Genomic DNA, 21665 nt, shown 5'->3' on the forward strand with positions numbered 1-21665 from the left:
ATTAAAAATTTATTGCTGCATACACACTATAGTTTCTTTTCGGTAAAGGATAGAAAGAAACAGTTTTATAGTAAGTATTGGTTAGATTATTCACTTTAAACCCTAAGGTATATTTCTTGGCTAACGTGGCCGAAATGCCCATATTTAAAAGAAAATATGGATCTATGGCATCAGATCTTTTTTCATCACTTGTCGTATAAGTAACCCCATTCAGCTGTCCTTGTGCAAAAAACTTAAAGAAACCATATTCATAATCTATACTGGCATTTCCTCTGTGCATGGGAACATAAGGTCTCTGCATTTTCGTTTCTTTATCAATAGATTTTGCATAGTAGTATCCTGCATTCACGCGGATTTTATGGCTGCCCAGCTGTTTACTGAAAGACAACTGAGATTCCAGGCCGTAAGATTCAGATTTATTGACATTATATGCCTGCCAGTATCCCAGAGCAGTCGGAAGCCATACAATAAGATCGGTCACATTCATATAGTAAGGAGACAGGGTAAGTTTAAAATCTCCTGCTTTGAACTCATTGGTCATATCTACCTGGGTAGAGGTTTCCGGTCTCAGATCTTTATTTCCTCCCGGTTCGTAATAAATATCATTGAAGGACGGATATCTGAAATTTTTTGATACATTAACACTCACATCATACCACTTTGCAGCACTCCACTTTCCAGAGAAAGAATACATTAACGGGGACTTTACATCTTCTACAAAATCTTTCTTAAATCCACCCTCAAAACGCAGGTCTTTTGTTGCAAAATATCGTAGCAATCCTGAAACGGAACCTATATTTCTGCTGACATTGGATATTCCGCTCTGATATCCTTCTCCTTTATTAACCTGAAACTCTCCGATGATATTAAAATTCCATTTTGAATTCAGAAAGTAATTGAAATCATTTTTAAAAATATAATTCTTCCCGGTTCCTCCACTTGATTTAGGTAGATTTAATGAACCAAAATACTGAAAATTCTCTTCCGTATAAGCTGCTCTAAGGGAATTGCTGAACTTCGTTTTGTTCCAGTCCCAGGAAAGAAGACTTCTTACACTCTGAGTTTTATATTTCGTTTTGGTTCCCGTTTCTTCATATACCGGATAATGCTGTGAAGAATCAAAAAACTGGCTCTGCCACGAGATCTTATGATCGTCCGTAATTTTATAGGATGCTCCTGCATTAAACGTTGTATTGTAATAATTTCCGTTTCGGTTGATATAGTTCAGATCGCTGACCTTATAATCATTTTCACTTACAGAATAATTTCCGGAAGCTTTAAAACTAAACTTATCATTGCTGTAGGAACCTTTTATAAAATTGTTATAAGTATTAAAAGAAGCTACTTCTGAAAATAAGGAACCATGGAAACCTTTATTAAAATCAAGGGTATTATTGAGGTGAATACTTCCCCCGATGGCACCACTTCCATACACTACACTTCCACCACCAGCTTTGATACCGATCTGATCATAGCCGAACAAAGCAATATTATTAATATCCCCCTGGCCTAAAAAATTAGAATTGATATTAATCCCATTCCAGACAAAAGCAGTCTGCTGGGCGGTAGTTCCTCTGAAAGAAGGTGAAGAAACGGCTCCACGGCCATTTTCTTTGATAAAAACCTGTGACTGAAATCTGAGAAGCTCAGAAAGATTACTGGAGTTTTTCTCAGCATCTTCTGCTGTAATAGTTTTTACAGGATGAAAGAGTTTCACCCTGTTCATCTGGTTGTCGAAGACATAAATAGTGTCAATGGTTTTCTCTTGTCCAAAAAGAAAACATCCATAAGATGAAAAAAGCAGTACTAAAGATCTTTTTATATCCATACTTTTTTACTTTTCCTCCGAAAGCAATATGTTTTTTTAATTATAATTCCGGCAGGTCTCCTGACTTTCGCATTCTGCTCCTTCCCGTTATAAAACAGTGGTTTTTTGCAGAAACTTGTGTTGCGATTTACAGTTGCGGGGACAGTCCGGGAGTTACACCCGATTCCCTTTTAATTCCAAAATACTGGAAACCAAAATTTTTGCAAAGATAGTTTTTTATGTGTATTCACCAAAAACTACACTTCGCCTTAAAAATGTTATCTTTTTGTCAGTTAAACAAAAAAAAGAACGGCCGCTTTCAATATTGAAAACAGCCATTCATCCCACTACTTTACTATTTATATATGTTACTTTTTAATAAATTTATAAGGCTCCTGTTGTACTCCTTTTACAGAGTATTGTAAGATATAATCTCCTGTTGACAGAGCCGAAACATCAATCTGTCCTTCTACAGCATCCAATGATTTCACTTTTTGTCCAACCATATTATAAATTTCTGCTTTCTCTATTTTTCCTGTTCCTTTAAAATAGAGGATATCAGTCACAGGATTAGGATAGATTCCTATACTGTTTTTCTCTTTTACGGCATCATTCACCGATAAATATTCAGAAGTATCCAGGTAAAAGGCAATCATTTGACCAGAAGCATTTGTCCCTGATCCGGCAATTTTCTTTCCGTCCTGTGAAATTGCTAAAGGAAGCCCCATCGTGACTCCATTGGTAGCAATTCCTAAAGACGCGGCATAATCATTCAGGTTAATTCTTCCGCTGGCAGAGGTCCAGATAAAGCCTTCACCTGACATCGGAGGTGCTCCAAATGCTCTGTAATACCCAATTACTTTTTTTCCATCAGCTGAAATTCCCGTTGCTCCTCCTTTGAAGCTGAAAGAAGCATTAGGATGCGTTATATAAGTAAGCCCGCTTACCGCATTCCAGACATAAGGATTAGGATTTGCTGCCCCTATGATTGTAATTCCATCTGCAGAAATCCCTCCTGCTTCTCCTACATTATTCCCATTATTATCTGTAATAAAGCTTTCTACTCCATCTTGCCATTTTGCGCCACTTCTTGTCCCGGTTGGCTCATCCTGCCAACCCACAATTACTGTTCCTGACGCATTGATTGCATTGGCTCTGGAACTGCGTCCGGCAACAATACTTCCCAAATCTACCATTCCGTTCACTTCATCCCATTTCACAGCATGCGCGTTCGCAGCAGTAAGAAACCCTAAACCCACAATCGTGCTCCCATTGGTAGTCATTCCCCAGGTTGAACTTACACTGCCATCCCATCCTGTAGGAACAAGCCCTCCTCTGTTTACCCAGGTGGAAGTAGCCACATCATAAGTAGATATTTCATTAAATCCCGTTGCTGTATTTGTTATCGAGGACGAAATTTTGGTTCCATCATTTGAAACAACAGTTCTCCCCGCAGCCGGATATCCGTTTGATATGGAACCTATCTGTACAAGCCCTCCCGCTGCATTCCATTTATATATTCCTCCTGCGCTGGTATGCATACTTACGACCCCGTTATCCGAGACTGCGCCCACATTATAATTTCCCAAACCTATTACAGTAAGCTGAGCGCCTGCAAAAGCAAATTTCAGGAAAAGGCAAGCCGTCAATATTTTTATTGACATTCTGTAAAAATTTTTCATATTTTATTATATTTAGCGTTTTGAATTGGTGAAAACAATATTAATACAATATTTCCCTTATCAAAAGAAATTGGCTTTCATAATTCAGGAATTTTAAAAGAATTTAATTTTCAAAAACCTAATAACCAGACAGATATAAAACAATATTTTGAATATGGATTTTACCAGAACTATTCAAAAAAACACAAAAAACAAATTATCAAGACAAAAATTATTTCAGACTTTACTGCTTATTTTTATTTTCTGCTCGCTTACCACCAAAGGACAGTCCGGTCCGGACTTCAATGTGTTGGCAGATAAAGCATTTCTGAAATTGTATCAGAATCCTGATGAATGCATCAGCTATACCCAGGGAATTCTTGTGAGTGATCAAAATGCGGAACACAAAATTGTACTTCAAAATATTATTTCACAAGCTTTTGCCATGAAGGGGGAATATGTACAGTCTGTCAATATTTTCGCTCAAAAAGAAGAGCCAGATCAGAAAAACGGCCTTTCTTATTTTATGCAGGTCTTCAGTGATTATAATCTTGCCGATCAGTATCAGAATCTGGGTTTGTACAATCAATCGAAAAGAATTATTTCTCATCTGTTGTCGGATCAAAAGCTTCTTAAAAGCAATAGCCCGGCATTACGAATCACCACTGCAAAATTATATCAGCTTCAGGCGTTGAACTCGGGAATCAACAGAAACTATCCTGAAGCCTTAAAAAATCTAGATCAGAGTAATCAATACCTCGTCGATTATAATGAAGAAAATAGAATTTTAAAAATTGAAAACAGAATTTTCAGATCTTCCTATCTCCTGAAAACATATCAACAATCTGAATATAAAATCCTTATAGACAGCATTATTGCAGATCTTGAACATCAGAAAAACCAGCCTTTTCTCTTAGGACTGGCCTATGAAAACCTCTCTCAGTATTATTTTCTGAAACAGGATTATGCAATGGCTATAAAAAAACTGGAAGCAGGACTTCAATTGATAGAAAATCTTCCTTTTAATAATTTAAAAATTAAAATCTACGAATCACTTTCCCGTAATTATTACGCGGTACATAATGATGCAAAATACCATCAGTACAATAAACTTTATAATGATTTAAAAACAAAAACAGATTCCGGTTCAAAAGAAGGAATACGATATCTTGTGAAGCTTGTGGAAACCAATCAAAATAAAAATATTGAATTTCAGAACCATATGCTTCTAAGATCTTCCTGGTCTTTAATCCTGATTTTATCTTTGATCATTCTGGGTTTGTTTATTTATTTTTTACTCATGAGAAGTAAAAATAAAGACTTAAAAAAACAGTTTGATTTCTTTGAAAAACAGATCAGCCAAAAACCTCAGCCCATCATTTTACACAAAACAACTCCAGCGACAAAGGATTCCGGCACAACAAAAATATCCCGGGAAAAAGAAGATGAAATTCTCCAAAAGTTAGAGGAATTTGAAAAATCCGACCGGTTTCTGAATAAAAATATGTCTCTGTCTCTGCTTTCCTCTCAAATGGAAATCAACACAAAATACCTTTCGGAAATTATTAATAATAAGGAAAAAAACTTCAACGGATATATTAACAAGCTCAGAATCAATCATATTGTACAGCTGCTAAGAACTGATGCTGCTTTTCTTAATTATAAAGTGAGTTATCTGGCAGAATATTCAGGATTCTCATCACACAGTGCATTCACTACTGTTTTTAAGTCAGTTACGGGAATGTCTCCCAATGCCTATATTCAGGAAATCAGTAAAACAAAAGCCTTATGAAATCAATTTTTAAAATAATACTGTTGCTGGCTGCCTTTTGTAATGGTATGAAAGCACAAAAGACACCTGATAGTGTCTTAATAAAAAAGGCCAAACTTGAAATTTATGACAATCCGGATAACACCATCAAAATCGGAGAACAATTATTAAAAAAATCTCATGATATTAAAACTTCTATTAACCTTTACATGCTGCTTTCAACGGCCAATATTGCCAAAAGAAATTTTGAAGTGTCTTTACAATATATTCTAAAAGCAAAAGAACTGTCTCAGAAAACCAATGATCCCAAAAGCCAGGCAGGTGTTCTCATCTCCGTCGCCATCCAATATCAGCAAATGGAACTTTTCAACAAATGCCTGGAAACGCTGAATGAGGCAGAACAGTATATTGCAAAAATTCCTGAAAAAAATCCGGAGAAATACATTGAAACGGCTACAAGCTACGCAATAAGAGGAATGGTATATAAAAGTCAGTCTAATTCAGAAATTGCTCTGGAAAAATTCCTGATTTCTATACGAAATTATGAAAAGGTTCCTGCAAAGAAAACCACTTATTCTAATATGAGTGTCGTGTATTACAATATTGGGTACTGTTATCTTAACCTTAATCAAATTGATAAAGCGCAGGAGGCTTTCCTACAGTCCATCAACTATGCCCGGAAAAATTATGCTAAAAGTCTGGAAGCATTCGCTTTGAAAGGAATTGCTGAAATACACAAACAAAGACATGAAAATCAAGCAGCAATAAACCTTTTACTAAGAGCTGAGGATCTTTCTAAAAATACCGGAGATATTATCCTTAATGAAGGACTTTATAAAGAACTGGCTGAGAATTATCTTGCTATGGGACAACAGAATCTCTACCAGCAGTTTAATAAAAAACACATGGAAATGAGATTTAAAAGAAAGCAGAATGAGCTGAAATCCATTAATCAGGTGATCGACAACCACAATAAGGAAACAGCATTAAAAAGTGAAAAACTGAAATCTGATTATCGTTATATTAAAATGGCATCAGTCCTTCTGGGATGTATTTCGATAATCATTCTTTTATATTTTATTATCAAAATCAGAAAACAGAATAAGAAGTTTCATAAAGAGATCCAGCAGATGATCAGGACATCATAAACTATGAAAATAAAAAAACATCCCAAATTGGGATGTTTTTTTTATACTGTAACTGTTCAAACTTATCAAAAAATTTCGATGAACCATTAAGGATCATTTAAGAAATAAAGTATAGTTAAGATAAATCATTCTGATTTTTAAGCTTAAAGCGAAGCTCATCTTAATACTCTCAACACCTTAATACAATCTTAATGTTTCAAAAAATAAACGTTTAAACAGATTATTTCTATAATTAATTTATTTACCAACAACTTCGGTAATTGGATTTCCTACATTTCCACTTGGAAACTGGATTTTCAATAAAGAAGATACCGTAGGAGCAATATCTGTCATGTGATATTCTTTGTTGCTTTCTCCCTGTTTCACTCCCCAACCCATAAAGATTAACGGAATGTGAGAATCGTAAGAATTCCACACACTGTGTGTAGTTCCTGTTTTAGAATATGGAGGAAGCATAGAATCATGCGAAATTAACTGGATATCTCCACTTCTCTGTCTGTTGATTCCATTAATAATTCTTTGTTTGATAGGCTCCGGGATGCTTGCCTCCTGAACTTTGTCTACAGAAACAGCATATAAAACTGTAGGATCTTTTTCAATTTCTTTTACAGCAAAGTTTCTTACATCATCCAATTCAAGCTTGTTGTCTGCCAATACTTTTCTGTCGAAATAAACCTGGTAGTTATCAATGGCATTAACCAGTTTATCTGCTCCGAATTTCTCTTTCAGTTTCTGGTTCAGATTCTTTTCGGCATCTTCTCCGAAGAAACCAGTCTGGATTTTATGTTCTTTAAGGAATCCTACAGAGTGTGCTCCACCATGGTCAGCAGAAAGGAAAACAGTGTACTCTCCTTTTCCTACTTTTGAATCAAGATATTTGAAGAACTCTGCCAAATCCTGATCTAGTCTGATATAAACATCTTCTACTTCAATAGAATTCGGTCCGAATTTATGTCCTGCATAATCTGTAGACGCAAGGTTGATCGCTAAGAAGTCTGTGATAGTATCTCCACCCAGTTTTTCACCTTCTACAGAAGCTTCTGCCAATTTTAAAGTCAAAGTATTTCCAAAAGGTGTATAACGGATATTGTCTTTTTTAGTCTGGTAGTCTTTTGCTAAATTACTGTAAGGGAAAGTAGGTGTTTTTGCACTTCCCAACAGACCTTCCCAAGGAGAATTGTCTGGTGCACTTTCAGTGTATTCATTGATTGGAAGTAAAGTATTCCATCCGTTAGCCACTAATTTTTCAGGAAGGTTCTGTGAGTTGAATGATTTTACCCACTGAGGAAGGTCATTCATATACCATGTACTGGTAATAAAATTCCCTGTACTGTCATCAAACCAGAAAGCTCCGTTTGGAGTGTGTCCTGCAGGAAGAATAGAAGCACGGTCTTTCAAAGAAACACCAACAACTTTTCCCTGGAAGTTCGTTGCCAGTCTCAATTCGTCAGTTACTGTGGTAGACCAAAGATTTTTCGGAGAGTGACTTCCTGTTTTTGTATTGGTAGTTCCTACCGGCTGAACGCTCTCATCCGCAGTACAATAAACTCCTTTACCTGTTTCTTTATCCGTCCAGTCGTTTCCTGCAATTCCATGAATAGCCGGTACAGATCCTGTATAGATACATGTATGTCCTAAAGCCGTAATCGTAGGAACATAAGGAATATGTACATTATTCAAAGAATATCCTGTATTCAAAAGTCTTTTAAAACCATCATTCCCATACTTACCGTAGAAACGGTACAAATAGTCCCAACGCATCTGGTCTACTACCAGACCTACGACTAATTTCGGTCTTTCCAGTTGAGTATTTCTGTTCTTCTGTGCATTGATTGTAACTACGGACAATAAAGTAGCTGCCGCAATTGAAATGTTCCTAAGCATCCAAGTAAATTTTTATTGACAACAAATTTAAGAGTTTTGAAAGTTTTGGAGTGTGAAATTTTATTTAATTTTGATTATTGTACAATTATCAATAATCTTCTATGATTTTAGGCGTATACTGGTATTTCAAATTTCCCGATCAATTATATGACTTTCAGTTTTTCAAATTTTATCCTGGATATGGAGGACATGCCGATAATCCTGCTGAACTGGCAGCAAGAATTCAGGTTGAAAATACAGATGATTTTATCCATAAACTGGAAGCGTTAAAATCAGATTTCAAGAAAACATATTTATACCTGAATATCGATGGAAATCAAATCATCATCAATATTGGAGACTATATGCTTTTTGATTTTCATTTTCAGTTTGCCAAAGAGGTTGAAGAGCTATTGATCCGTGAAAGTGCAGTGTTATTGGATGCAAGTCATCCTTTTACCATTCAATCCAGCAAAAGCTATCCTCCGGAAAGACAGGAATTCAAAACTATAGAGTACCGTTTCATCCAGATGGTCGGCTCTGACTTCAAAAAAAGTAATGCAGAAAATTATGCAGCCAGAATAGATTGTAATCTGCCTTTACATCATAAAAAAGAATTGATTGATGACCTGACCCGGATTTGCAGGGAAGAAAACCTTCATGCATTTTACTACAATGATTTTGATTATAAAGATCATTGTAACCTGATGCTCTTTTTTACCAATGGCAGACAGAAAAAAGAAGCTATTCAAAAGGTTGACATCAATTCTTTTGGTAACAAAGTAAGACAGCTAACTCAGAAATTCCCTCTTCATTTCGGTCATTTCGGAAGTTTTAAAGAATATCCTTTACAAGGGCCTCATGCTGTATTGATAGCAGATGAGGAATATATTTTAAACAAAAAATAAAACTATTTTAATTCAATACTATGATCAAATTCAAATATGTCATTCTCTATGTTGAAGATGTAGAAATGTCTATGAACTTTTATAAAAACACCTTTGATGCTGAAATAAAATTCATCACTCCCGAAAAAGATTATGGTGAACTCCTAACCGGAGAAACAAGTCTCTCATTCGCCTCTGTGAGCCTGGCCAATTCCAATATTAAAAAAGGATTTATAACAGCCAAAAACGAAGATCAACCTTTCGGAATGGAACTGGGGTTTACAACAGATGATGTGGAAACTTTGGTAGAGAAAGCCATAAAAAACGGAGCTGTCCTTTATGAAGACATTGCCATAAAACCATGGGGACAAAAAACCGCCTATATTAAAGATCCCAACAATTATCTGGTAGAAATCTGTACTGAAATTCAATAAAATAAAAATATCCAAGGGTGGAAATAAGAAAATTACAAAAACTAACCTCTGATCCAAGCCTAGATTGGGGACATAACGGGTATACAACAGACATAAGATATGTGGTTTCCTCTATCGAGTTCGGAGGTTCTTTTGAGTTTATTTTAAAAGAGAAGTCTTTGCCTTACCACAAAATATGGGAAACGACTTCTGACGATCTTGAAGAATTGAATATCATCATTGAACAGGGAAATTCATTCGGTGCTTTTGTTAATGAAGAATTGGCAGGCTGGATTATCTGTGAACAAAGAACCTGGAACAATAGTTTTTATATAGAAAATATCCTGATCAACGAAAAATACAGAAGACAGGGAATTGGCATTATGTTGATTAAAAGTGCCATTAAACAAGCCAGGAAATTAAACTGCAGAGTGATTGAACTGGAAACTCAGAATACCAATTATCCTGCGGTACAATTTTACAGAAGAATGGGCTTCAATATTACCGGACTGAATACAAGATTGTATGAAAATGCTGAGGAAATCGCGCTTTTCATGACTTTAGATATAGAGTAATTTCATCACATTCATTAAAACACTTGCTGGTGTGTTAATAATTTTATACATTAGTAATCAACAAATTAAAAATGATTACTATGAAAAATTTAAAAAAATTAAAGAGAAATCAGCTGGTGCTGATCAGTGGTGGAGACACTCCTTATGCATTGTGTGATATGGATGGCAATTGTCCACCAACTATTGGTTCATACTATTGTAGTGATGGCACCTGTTACAGAGTTTCCGGAGGTGGCGGAGGCAACCCTGGATGCAATGAACCTATGCGCCTGTGCCAGGAATGGGAAACAGGATGCGGATGTGTTTATTTGTAAAAAATATTTGTTAGATAAAATTTTGTTGAGGGCGGTTTTTACCGCTCTTTTTTTGTAACCAGCCCTTGCATTCATTAACTTGCATCTTGTAACAATACATCAAACAATATTTTATGAAAACATTGATCTGGAAAGGAATATTTTACCAATCTCTTGAATATTTTAATTTACAATCTGATGATATAAACTATACGGTAGAATCAAAGATCATCGGTTGTCTTGAAGATAAAATATATAGTATAGAGTATAAAATTCACATTCATAAAGACTGGCTCGTTCAAGACTTTCTGATCGAATCGGAGATCAATAAGGTAAAAAGAATACTTACCGGGAAAAAAATCCAGGATCAATGGGAAATTAATAATGTTATAAACCCGGAATTCAATGATTTTAAATTTATAGATATTTCTCTGACACCATTTACCAATACATTGCCGATCAACAATTTAAAGCTTTCAGAAAACAGTTCTCAGAAAATTGATGTCATCTATATCGATGTCTTCAACCATCATATCAGACCTGTACAGCAGCAATATACCCGGACATCTGTCAATCAATATCTGTATGAAAATGTTGAAACCGATTTTAAAGCTGAAATTTCGGTGGATGAAAGTGGATTAGTAACCAACTACCCTGAATTGTTTAAAAAGATCGCAGACTCTGAAAATATAAATAATTGAAATATCGAGGGAGACCGATAATGGCAATGATTTTTACTCCATAATCTCCTTCATTTTCATTAATTTCGCAGCAACCTAATTACCATAATGGATACTAAAAAAAATGTGCTGGAAAAAATGTCCAGTCAGGAGCTTGAAAAATACATTAACCCTAATAGTAAATTTGTTCCACAGGCAGTACAATATGCCTATGAAATATTGCTGTCAAGAGGGAGAAAATTCACTGATGAGGAGTCGGCACTCATTGCTTCCAGAACGGCAGATCTTGGCAAAAAAAAGGAAATAACAATACATCCCAACCACACTAAAGCTTCCAATATCATGTATTTGTGTGGGGCATTAGGCATTGCAGGATTTATCTGGGCTTATGATCCTTTCAATTCCGGATTATCTATTTTTGTCGGGATAGCGACTTTGGTCTTTATTTTTGGAATGGGCTATTTTATAGGAAAAGGGAATGAAGTAGCAAAATACGTTCTCATAGTGACCTTTATACTAGGGCTTTTCGGATTTTCCTCTATTTTGAAAAATCTGTTTGTCAATCCTGTACTGGGAATCATCAGTATAGTACAGACCATTCTTCAAATCTGGGTCATTATCCTCCTGGTAAGAATTCCTAAGAACAGCATATCATAATTTCCATTATGGAAACCTTCTCAATATATAATTTTCTGACATATTACCAATACGTAAGATAAGTTGGCAGCAACGATAGTCTAACGTTGGCGCAAGCATAGGGATTTTAAGGTTATTACCCGCTTTGTGGAAACAAGAAGCGATAACAGATTTATTTTTATAATCAGATTTCGGCGCGGCCGGAGGCCGCGCCGAAATCTTTCCACCATTAACATATTCATAAAACACTACGCTGGCGCGAGCGTCCCGCTCGTGTCCCCACAAATTAAAAAAATGTCAAAAATGATAATCTGAGTTTTTATTACTTTTAGATTATGAGCAGAAAACACAAATTTCATGAAAAAGAAGGAGCATATTTTATAAGCTTTGCTACGGTATTTTGGATTGATATTTTTACAAGAATTGAATATTTCGATATCATTATTGAATCATTAAATTATTGTAGAAAGAATAAAGGAATGACCATTTTCGGATATTGTATCATGCCCAGTCATATACATTTAATTTTCAGATCAGAAAAAGGTCAACCTTCAGAATTAATTAGAGATTTTAAGGGCTTTACTGCTAAAAAGTTGCTTAAGACCATAGAAGAAAATAATCAGGAAAGCAGAAAAGAATGGTTATTGTGGATGTTTAAAAAAGCAGGAAGCCGAAATTCCAATATAAAAAAGTATCAGTTTTGGCAGCAGAATAATAATCCCATAGAAATATGGACGTTGAAGGTATTTGAGCAGAAACTAAATTACGTTCATCAAAATCCAGTTGAATCCGGATTTTTTTAGGAGCCTTGGGAATGGAAATATAGTAGTGCGAGAAACTATTGTGATGATTATGAGAAGGTGCTGGAAATAGATGTTAATTTGTGAGATTATGGGCACGAGCGGGACGCTCGCGCCAGCAAAAGGAATAGAAATATAGCAATGCCAGAAACTATTGTGATGATTATGAGAAAGTACTGGAAATAGATGTTAATTTGTGAGATTATGGGCACGAGCGGGACGCTCGCGCCAGCAAAAGAGACTGCAACCACGCTGAAACTCATAAATTGCTACCTCAACTTAAAAAATCATTTGATTTTTCTTAATCAATCTTACCTTCTTCATTTTTCTTAATGGTTTAATTTAAAATTAAAGATTCTACAAAAACAACCCCGGCTGTTTCAAAGAAACAGCCGGTTTTCTATATTTTAATTTCCGCTTAAAGCAGATAATCAATTAGAATTTTAAATCTCCATTCACTTCTCTTACTGCATTAGCAGCTTCAGCGAATTTCAATTGCTCTTCAGCAGTCAACGTTACGTTTACAATTGATTCTACTCCGTTTGCTCCGATGATCGCAGGAACACCAAGGCAGATATCGTTTTGTCCGTATTCTCCTTCAAGCATTAAAGAACAAGGGATCATTTTCTTCTGATCACATGCAATCGCCTGAACCATTACAGAAACTGCTGCACCTGGAGCATACCAAGCTGAAGTTCCTAATAATTTCGTAAGCGTAGCTCCTCCTACTTTAGTTTCTTCGATCACATATTTTTGTTGCTCATCACTTAAGAACTCCGTTACAGGAACACCATTTCTTGTCGCTTTGCTCAATAATGGAAGCATACCTGTATCACTGTGAGCAGCAATTACCATTCCGTCAACATCAGAAATTGGAGCTTCTAATGCTTCAGCCAATCTGTATTTGAATCTTGCAGAATCTAACGCACCACCCATTCCGATGATTTTGTGCTTAGGAAGACCTGAAGTTTTGTGAACAAGGTAAGCCATCGTATCCATTGGGTTAGAAACTACGATGATGATTACTTCCGGAGAATGTTTTACTAAGTTTTCAGTAACGTCTTTCACGATACCAGCATTGATACCGATCAACTCTTCTCTTGTCATTCCAGGTTTTCTTGGAATCCCTGAAGTGATTACTGCTACATGAGAACCTGCAGTTTTGCTGTAATCTCCTGTTGTACCCGTAATTTTTGTATCAAATCCGTTAAGAGATGCTGTCTGCATCAAATCCATTGCTTTCCCTTCAGCAAACCCTTCTTTAATGTCTACCAAAACTACTTCTGAACAGAAGTTCTTCATTGCGATGTATTCTGCACAGCTTGCTCCTACAGCGCCTGCACCTACTACAGTTACTTTCATATTGTTACTTTTTAAAAATTATTTTTTGTTAGTTAAGTTTAAATTTGAAACTCCCCAAATTTAACAATTCCTGAAAAATTGCGCAATTTTTCAGGAATTTAATTAGAATTAAAATAAATTAGTTGACGTTCAGTAAAAACGTATATAGTTTTTTGGCGCCGGAAAGCACTTCACTATAGTTTTCTTCCGCGATTTCTGTATCCAGAACTTCCTTGAAGTTTTTCCACATTGGCCCTGTATTTTCCTGATAGCATCCGAAAAAGTTGAAGGTAACTTCATTAAAACCTTCTGTTTTAGAAAGCTGTTTGGCAATTACATTTCCACCCAGGGTAGAGCCTTCAATGACGTACATTGCTCCAAGTGCTTCATGTTCGTTATTGAACTCGAGAGCGTGAGAAACTTCCTGATTTTCCAAGGAAAGGCTTTTCAGATCTTTTTCAATAAGGGAAAGCTTCTTTCTTTCAGCCAGCTGAAGCTTTTCTGCAAACTTATCAGAAAGGCTGCTGAATATTTTATCTTCACTGTGAAGAAGCATCAGGTAATTGGTATGAATGATTTTTTTATAATCTTCTAAAGTGAAAGTTTTGTTGAAAATCTTTTCAGAATTAAAAAGTTTTTCTGCTGCATCGTGATACTCTGCTGTATTCTGTTTAAGATATTCTGATACCATAAATAACGTTTTAAAAGTTTCTCAAATATAAGGCTTTTTGAACGTTAAAATAAAGGAGGTTCCTTCACTGTTGCTTTCGAAATCCACATTTCCTCCCAATCTTTTCATAATGCGGTGTACAATGGAGAGCCCTACTCCGTTTCCTTTAAACTTCTTGGCATTATCCATTCTGTTAAAGATTTTAAACATCTTATGTTTCTCTTCCGCAGGAATACCAATACCATTGTCTGAAATTCTGTAAATAATGATCTGTCCGTCCTCAGATCCTTCAATTTTCACTTTCGGAAGATCATTATGAGAAGAATATTTCACAGCGTTATTGATGATATTCAAAAATACCTGATGAAGCATGGTTTTATCAGCCAAAACATCCGGGCATTCTTTAATAATAATTTCACTGTTTGGACTGCCATAGGTCATCTTGGCATTTTCAGATATTTTCTCTATTGTATGAGCCGTTTTAAGGCTTTCAAGCTGTATTTCGCTATGTTTCGCCCGGCTCAGCTGCAATACATCATGCATCATTTCGGCCATATTGTCGATCTCCTCGATAATTGAATTGATCTTGGTCTTGCTTTTTTCAGAATCACCGGTAAGATTTGCCAGGAGCATCTGAGCATTCAGTTTCATGACAGTCAGAGGTGTTCCCAGATCATGAGAGATGGTGTAAGAAAAACTGTCAAGTTCCTCATTCACTTTTTTAAGCTCATCATTAAGCCTTTTAATGGCGTTATAATTTTTATGGGAAGTTTCCAGGATCAGATCTCTTACAGCCTGTACTGCACTTACATTCCTGGAATTCCATCTTTTAGAATGGCCTTTAATATTTTCTGTAAAAATATGGAATGACGTTCTTGGTGATATCATTTGTCTTTCCTCTCCATTTTGAGAAAATACACTTACTTTTTTTTCCGGGTTTCCTGCCCAGTTGATATGTTCATCAAACTCTTTTCTGAACCAGATCAGCATTTCATTTTTATCCCTTTCAATAAAATAGATCGCAATTCCTGCTGCATTTTCAGTCAGTTCAAGTTCTTTACCATGATCTTTAAGAAAATTTCGACTTACATAAATACCTTCATCAGTATTATTGAGAGCCCATTGCGCAATTTTTCCAATTCTTTCCAGATCAGGTGTACTGCCGTCTGTAATTATGTTTTCATCCGAAACAATGGCTAATCCGTCGGCCTCTGGTAAATTTCTGATTTCCGTTTTACATTCGATAAGAGAATCAAACAGATGGTGATGTTTTAAAAATTCCGTTTTCAGCTGCGACACTTTTTCATTCAGTTCCAAACGGTAATTCAGTTCACTTTTAGATTTAAAAGATGAATAGGCATTGGCAGCAAGCGTTGTAAAAATTCCGGCCTGTACCCTATCCTCAAGGTCTATATGCTTGGGGTCAACATTCTGGCAGGTAACCAGTCCCCAAAGATGATCATCAATAATAATGGAAACACTGAAGCTGGAAGCGGCTCCTGAATTTTTAAGATACTGTCCGTGAATAGGCGACATCCCTCTGGATGCTGAAAAAGTGAGATCAATGTTCTCTGCTTTCTTGCTTAAAATAGGAACGGTATCCGCATAGACATTACTGAAAATTCTTTTTCTTTTTTTAAGATAAAGATCCCTTGCCTGTTTTGGAATATCAGACTCAGGATAATGAAGACCCAGAAAGCTCTCCATATTTTCATTTTTCTTTTCTGCAATCACTTTCCCGGAACCATCCATCATAAATTTATACACCATCATCCGGTCATAGTTTACGACCTTTGACAAGGTTTCCAGAAGATGATTCCAGAGTTCCTTTTCATTGTCGATGATGTAAAAGTTATCATATTTATTGGAGATTCTTTTGTCAGGATTGATCAAAACTTCTTCAAATTCAAGAAAAATATAAGCACCACTTTTAAAAACAGAAAAGTGATATTCTTTTTCATTGATAAAAATTTTGTCAAAATAGGTCTCGTTTTTACGTCTGGTAAACCTTTCGAGAGAAGTATATATTTCTGAGCTGATAATGTTCTGAAAATTTTCCGGAAAGTCTGTGATATTTCTGTCGAAAAGTTCTTCCGGGCTTTCGATTTTAAATAGATCCGCAATATTCCTGCTAAAAAAAGTGATGGTGTGGGATTCTGCATCAATGCCAATCAAATAGCCAAAACTCTGTATAGAACCCGGAATATGGATAGGTTCCTCATGGCATTCTATAAAATTCATATATCTTTTCAGTCTATCTATCAAATATAGTGTTTTTTTAATTAGCTTTTTATTTTGTGGTATGTAATTTTAAACTACTAAAAATCAAATACTTAAAAAAGATTTCATACAAAAAAAAGAATCAAAAAATTCATTAAAATATTCTTGGTTTTTTCGTCCTTTTTATATCATATCTCTAAAATATACAAAAAAAATTCCAATAATCACAGTATTCACTCTTTAACCATGATTCATAACAGGGATTACATAATATTAACCTTAATAATTGTTTTATTTAAACAAATTTTGCTAAATTTATATCACCAAATAATGAATATGACAAAAATTCATTGAATTATTCACAATAAATTCAATATAAAATTTAAATTCAAATAATACTATTATGAAAAAGTTCCCATTAATTTTATTTTCTCTGATCCTCTCTATAGGATTATGGAATCCTTCCGAAGCCTGTACAAGGGTGGTTTACAAAGGCCCACAGAATACCGTTATTACAGCCCGTTCTATGGACTGGCGTGACGAAATCGCTGCCAACTTATGGGTTCTCCCGAAAGGAATAGACCGCAACGGACTCGTAGGCCCTAAATCTGTAAAATGGACCGCCAAATACGGAAGTCTTATCAGCTCCTCATGGGACATTGCTTCAGCAGATGGTATGAATGAAAAAGGATTAGTTGCCAACCTGCTTTGGTTAGGAGAATCTCAATACCCAAAATTCGATGGAAAAGGAAGTAAAAAGGGAATTGCCATTTCATTATGGGCACAATATTATCTTGATAACTTTGCTACCGTAAAAGAAGCCGTAGAGTTTTCACGCAAAGAGCCATTCGTTATTGTAAGTGATTATATTCCCGGAACAGAAAGATTTACAACCGTTCACCTTTCTATTTCTGATGCTTCAGGAGACAATGCGGTATTTGAATATATTGACGGAAAATTGGTTATTCACCATGATCCTTCTTACACAGTAATGACCAACTCTCCGGTTTTTGAAGAACAGCTGGCCCTTAACAATTACTGGAAAGGCATTCCGGGAACAGTGATGCTTCCGGGAACCAACCGTGCCGCAGACCGTTTTGTAAGAGCATCTTACTATATCAATGCCATTCCTCAGACCGCCGATACCCGTACAGCAGTGGCAAGTGTTTTCAGCGTGATCAGAAACTGTTCTGTTCCTTATGGAATTACTTCTGCTACGGAACCTAATATTTCATCAACAAGATGGCGTTCTGTTTCGGATCAGAAAAACCTTGTGTATTATTTTGAAACGGTTTTCACTCCCAACACTTTTTGGGTAGATCTTAAAGATTTTGATCTGAGCCCTAAAGGAAAAGTGATGAAACTGGATCTTAGTAACAACCACACTTATAATGGAAAATCCAATGCAGAGTTTAAAGAGTCTGCACCGTTCACATTCTTAGGATTAAAATAGATATTTCACCGCACAAAATGCTTATACTTAGTAAATAATGTCCTGAGTATGCCCCATTATGATTTGACGAAAATACTGAAAATCAAAAATTTGACGGGATCAGTAAGCAGTTGTGGTAAAATAGAATTCACAATAAAAAAACAAAAATAGATATGGCCTTTTTTTCGATTAAAAAGAAAAGCCTGATCCTGTGCATGCTGGCCTGTGGGTTATCAGCTTATGCGCAAAATCAGGATTCTCTGAAGACCACACCTCCTCCACAGGAAGAAGACAATGTAAAGTATCCGCAGCTGCAGATCAAAGGCCTTTTTCAGGCACGTTATCTTGTAGGAATGAGTAAAGATGTAGATGTTAACGGACTTCATCATACCGACGGTTCGGGAACTGATAATAATTTCATGCTTAAATACATGAGGGTTCAGGTTCGGGCACAGATCAGTAAACGTACGGAAGTGGTTGTTTTGGCTAACCTTGCCGATTTTAAAAATGATCCTAAAAGCAGAGTTCTTGAAAATGCTTACCTGAAGTATACTTTCAATCCCAAATTAGCAATTACCGTAGGACAGTTCAGACCTTGGTTCGGTATTGAAGAAACTTATCCTATTGATATTATTAAGTCTTTAGACTGGTCCAATCAGTACACTGAATTCGGAAAACTGGGCTGGACAAGTTTCCAGATCGGGATGTCTGCCACAGGACAGCTTCAGCTGGGAGAAGTTCCTTTCCAATATGCTGTTTCAGTGGTGAATGGGAACGGAAAAAACCAGATCAATGATAATGACAACGGAAAACAGTATTCTACTCGTCTGGTTTTCGGATTATCAAAAAAATACCATTTTAATGTAGGTCTGAATGGAGGTACCGGAGAGGTTTTCAGCAAAAAAGTATATGCTCTCGGCGTAGATTTGAGTTCTCTGATCGAGTTTGATCCAAAATGGAGTCTTGATATGCAGCTGGAAGCCAAACAGGCAACCAACCACGTTCTCTACAATTCCATTGCGCCTGAATTACGTCCTGATAATCCAGACCAATATCTGATCCGTGGTGCTTATTTTCTTCCGAATCTAAGATATGAGATCAACCACAAAAATCTCAGCGCCTTCGAATTATCCTGCCGTTACGAATACCTTGACACCAATTTCAGAATGGCTTCCAACCCAAGACAAACAATCACTCCGATGTTCGGATTGGAATTTCTGAAAAATTACGGCGCAAGAATTCAGCTGGGCGTACAGTTTGACCGCTACAAATATCAGGTAGAAAACACATCACAATACAATAACAATCTATTCATTGTACAGGTACAGAGTAGGTTCTAAAACGCTTAAATAGTTAGTATCATGAAAGAAATTAATATCAAAAACGTAGCGATCACATTTGTTGTTGCGTTAATCATATGGTTCATTCCTGCTCCGGAAGGTGTTGCAGAGAATGCCTGGCATCTGTTTGCCATCTTTGCGGCAACCATTTTAGGAATCATACTTAAAGCAGCACCAATGGGTACGATGTGTATGATGGCTATTGGATTTACAGCCCTTACCCAGGTAGTTGCTCCTGGAGACGCAGGAAAATCCATTACTAAAGCGCTGTCCGGTTTTGGAGATAAAGTAATCTGGCTGATCGGGATTTCATTCTTTATTGCCAGAGGATTTATCAAAACAGGGCTGGGAAACCGTATCGCCTTTTTATTCATCAGAGTTTTTGGAAAAAGCTCACTGGGACTGGCTTACGGATTAGGATTGGCCGATGTTTGTCTGGCACCTGCTATTCCAAGTAATACCGCAAGAGGCGGTGGAATTATCTACCCGATCATGAAATCTATGGCGATAAGCTTTGATTCTGTTCCTGAAAAACCGGAAACCCACAGAAAATTAGGATCATTCCTGACTTTGAACAGTTATTACATGAACCTCATCGCTTCTTCCATGTTCCTTACCGGGACAGCCAGTAACCCGATGTGTCAGAAATTTGCTGCCAACCTTGGTATTGATATTACCTGGATGTCATGGGCTGCAGCTGGTTTTATTCCTGGTGCAGTAGCGTTCTTTGTCGTTCCTTTGGTATTGTACAAATTATATCCGCCTGAATTGAAAAAAACAGGAGATGCTCCGAAAATGGCCGCTCAGAAATTAAAAGAAATGGGACCTATCTCAAGAAATGAATGGTTGATGCTTCTGGCATTCTTCATTCTGTTGGCACTTTGGATATTTGGAGGAGCACTTTCTATTGATGCTACTACAACAGCATTTATCGGATTAACATTATTGCTATTGACTTCAGTATTAACCTGGGAAGATGTAAAGGGCGAAAAAGGAGCATGGGATACGATCGTTTGGTTTGCCGTACTGGTGATGATGGCAAGTTCTTTAAATGAACTGGGCTTCATTGGATGGTTCAGTAACCTTATCAAAGTACAGATCGGAGGTCTGAGCTGGCAGGTAGCCTTCCCGGTTATCATCATAGTGTATTTCTTCAGTCACTATATTTTTGCCAGTGCTACCGCTCACGTAGCTGCTATGTATGCTGCCTTGCTGGGTGTAGGTGTTTCTTTGGGAATTCCTCCAATGTTATTAGCCATGATGCTAGGTTTTATGGGTTCTATTTATGGGGTACTTACTCATTATGGTCACGGTCCGGCTCCGGTATTCTTCGGAAGTGGATATGTTGACCTGAAAGCCTGGTGGGTAAGAGGTCTTGAAATAGGAATCGTTCTGTTAATCATCTATATGGTTGTAGGAGGATTGTGGATGAAAGTCTTAGGATATTATTAATCATTAAATCAAAAATATGTTATCAACACTGTCAAGAAAAATGCTGATGTGCCTTACAGGACTCTTTTTGGGATTCTTCCTGTTGATTCATTTCCTTGGAAATCTTCAGCTTTTTCTTCCACAAGAACAGGCACACCTGCAATTTAATGCCTATTCGCATTTTTTATCAGGAAATATCATTATCAAAATAGTTTCTTACGTTTTGTATGCCAGTATCATTCTGCATGCTGTAGACGGGCTTATTATTACTTTAAAAAATAAAAAGTCAGGAGGCGGCTATCAAACGGACAGACGTGGAAGAGCCAGCACATGGGCTTCCAGAAATATGGGAATCCTAGGAACATTAATCCTTATTTTCCTGGTGATCCATTTCCAGAACTTCTGGTATATCTACAAATTCGGAAATCCTCCTTTGGATGAAAACGGAAATAAAGACCTCTACATTCTGGTAGTGAATGTTTTTAAAGAATGGTGGTACGTTATCATTTATGTTGTATCAATGATCGCTTTATGCTATCACCTGATTCATGGGATACACAGTGCGGTAAGAACTCTGGGGTTATATCATCCTAAGTTTGTACAATGGTTTAAAACTATCGGGATTGCCTATTCAATCATTATCTGTGTAGGTTTTGCATTGATGCCGGTGTATGTATTCTTTACTTATCATTAAAAG

The 21665-nt window shown here is 36.4% G+C and carries 18 protein-coding genes, 1 pseudogene and 1 riboswitch; of the genes and pseudogenes, 13 read left to right on the top strand and 6 right to left on the bottom strand.

From position 1 onward, the window contains the following. Window position 1 precedes the first annotated feature (1 nt). The gene (locus RAH34_RS01445) at window positions 2-1828 is read right to left on the bottom strand and encodes a TonB-dependent siderophore receptor (RefSeq protein ID WP_306594917.1); all 1827 of its coding nucleotides are present in this window, start codon (window positions 1826-1828) and stop codon (window positions 2-4) included. 32 nt (window positions 1829-1860) lie between these two features. Next, a riboswitch (cobalamin riboswitch) is annotated at window positions 1861-2039 on the bottom strand. A 136-nt stretch (window positions 2040-2175) separates the two neighbouring features. Continuing rightward, entirely contained in the window at window positions 2176-3471 is a 1296-nt protein-coding gene (locus RAH34_RS01450) for a T9SS type A sorting domain-containing protein (protein WP_306594918.1), read from the bottom strand. A 172-nt stretch (window positions 3472-3643) separates the two neighbouring features. Here RAH34_RS01450 and RAH34_RS01455 point away from each other — a divergent pair, with 172 nt between their 5' ends. Together RAH34_RS01455 and RAH34_RS01460 are read left to right on the top strand one after the other, a co-directional pair. After that, window positions 3644-5260 (top strand): AraC family transcriptional regulator, encoded by a 1617-nt coding sequence (locus RAH34_RS01455; protein ID WP_306594919.1) that lies wholly within the window; start codon window positions 3644-3646, stop codon window positions 5258-5260. Continuing rightward, window positions 5257-6387 carry a lipopolysaccharide assembly protein LapB gene (locus RAH34_RS01460; RefSeq protein WP_306594920.1) on the top strand — a complete coding sequence of 377 codons (1131 nt, stop codon included), beginning with the start codon at window positions 5257-5259 and terminating at the stop codon, window positions 6385-6387. Before RAH34_RS01455 ends, RAH34_RS01460 begins: the two co-directional genes overlap by 4 nt. 237 nt (window positions 6388-6624) lie before the next feature. Here RAH34_RS01460 and pafA read toward each other — a convergent pair whose 3' ends face one another. Further along, window positions 6625-8271: an alkaline phosphatase PafA gene (gene pafA, locus RAH34_RS01465; RefSeq protein WP_306594921.1), complete on the bottom strand. Its 1647-nt coding sequence runs from the start codon at window positions 8269-8271 to the stop codon at window positions 6625-6627. A 101-nt stretch (window positions 8272-8372) separates the two neighbouring features. On the opposite strand from pafA, the gene RAH34_RS01470 reads away from it, so the two are divergent. From RAH34_RS01470 to RAH34_RS01500, 7 genes and pseudogenes are all read left to right on the top strand, one after another. Next, the gene (locus RAH34_RS01470) at window positions 8373-9158 is read left to right on the top strand and encodes a hypothetical protein (protein ID WP_306594922.1); all 786 of its coding nucleotides are present in this window, start codon (window positions 8373-8375) and stop codon (window positions 9156-9158) included. A gap of 20 nt (window positions 9159-9178) precedes the next feature. After that, on the top strand, window positions 9179-9571 hold the full coding sequence (locus RAH34_RS01475) for a VOC family protein (protein WP_306594923.1): 393 nt from the start codon (window positions 9179-9181) through the stop codon (window positions 9569-9571). Between the two features lie 17 nt (window positions 9572-9588). Next, window positions 9589-10125 (top strand): GNAT family N-acetyltransferase, encoded by a 537-nt coding sequence (locus RAH34_RS01480; protein WP_306594924.1) that lies wholly within the window; start codon window positions 9589-9591, stop codon window positions 10123-10125. Between the two features lie 80 nt (window positions 10126-10205). Beyond that, window positions 10206-10439, top strand: a complete 234-nt coding sequence (locus RAH34_RS01485) for a hypothetical protein (protein ID WP_114819244.1) — start codon at window positions 10206-10208, stop codon at window positions 10437-10439. 113 nt (window positions 10440-10552) lie between these two features. Continuing rightward, window positions 10553-11119, top strand: coding sequence for a putative glycolipid-binding domain-containing protein (locus RAH34_RS01490; RefSeq protein ID WP_306594925.1), 567 nt, complete (start codon window positions 10553-10555; stop codon window positions 11117-11119). A gap of 87 nt (window positions 11120-11206) precedes the next feature. Beyond that, window positions 11207-11755 (top strand): hypothetical protein, encoded by a 549-nt coding sequence (locus RAH34_RS01495; protein ID WP_306594926.1) that lies wholly within the window; start codon window positions 11207-11209, stop codon window positions 11753-11755. Between the two features lie 314 nt (window positions 11756-12069). Beyond that, window positions 12070-12621 (top strand): annotated as a pseudogene (locus RAH34_RS01500) (transposase). Between the two features lie 348 nt (window positions 12622-12969). Here RAH34_RS01500 and RAH34_RS01505 read toward each other — a convergent pair. The 3 genes from RAH34_RS01505 to RAH34_RS01515 form a co-directional block, all read right to left on the bottom strand. After that, window positions 12970-13896 carry a malate dehydrogenase gene (locus RAH34_RS01505; RefSeq protein WP_002977420.1) on the bottom strand — a complete coding sequence of 309 codons (927 nt, stop codon included), beginning with the start codon at window positions 13894-13896 and terminating at the stop codon, window positions 12970-12972. 118 nt (window positions 13897-14014) lie between these two features. Next, entirely contained in the window at window positions 14015-14566 is a 552-nt protein-coding gene (locus tag RAH34_RS01510) for a biliverdin-producing heme oxygenase (protein WP_114822592.1), read from the bottom strand. Between the two features lie 21 nt (window positions 14567-14587). Continuing rightward, window positions 14588-16786, bottom strand: a complete 2199-nt coding sequence (locus tag RAH34_RS01515) for an ATP-binding protein (protein WP_114822593.1) — start codon at window positions 16784-16786, stop codon at window positions 14588-14590. A gap of 382 nt (window positions 16787-17168) precedes the next feature. On the opposite strand from RAH34_RS01515, the gene RAH34_RS01520 reads away from it, so the two are divergent. From RAH34_RS01520 to RAH34_RS01535, 4 genes are all read left to right on the top strand, one after another. Then, a complete protein-coding gene (locus tag RAH34_RS01520) occupies window positions 17169-18218 on the top strand; it encodes a linear amide C-N hydrolase (RefSeq protein ID WP_306594927.1) in 1050 nt (349 codons plus the stop codon). 152 nt (window positions 18219-18370) lie between these two features. Then, window positions 18371-19537 carry a porin gene (locus tag RAH34_RS01525; protein WP_114822594.1) on the top strand — a complete coding sequence of 389 codons (1167 nt, stop codon included), beginning with the start codon at window positions 18371-18373 and terminating at the stop codon, window positions 19535-19537. 21 nt (window positions 19538-19558) lie between these two features. After that, entirely contained in the window at window positions 19559-20989 is a 1431-nt protein-coding gene (locus tag RAH34_RS01530; RefSeq protein WP_079242846.1) for an anion permease, read from the top strand. Window positions 20990-21005: 16 nt separating this feature from the next. After that, window positions 21006-21662: a succinate dehydrogenase cytochrome b subunit gene (locus RAH34_RS01535; RefSeq protein ID WP_306594928.1), complete on the top strand. Its 657-nt coding sequence runs from the start codon at window positions 21006-21008 to the stop codon at window positions 21660-21662. The last annotated feature ends 3 nt before the right edge of the window (window positions 21663-21665 follow it).

The organism is Chryseobacterium sp. WLY505 (assembly GCF_030846215.1).
Classification (GTDB): domain Bacteria; phylum Bacteroidota; class Bacteroidia; order Flavobacteriales; family Weeksellaceae; genus Chryseobacterium.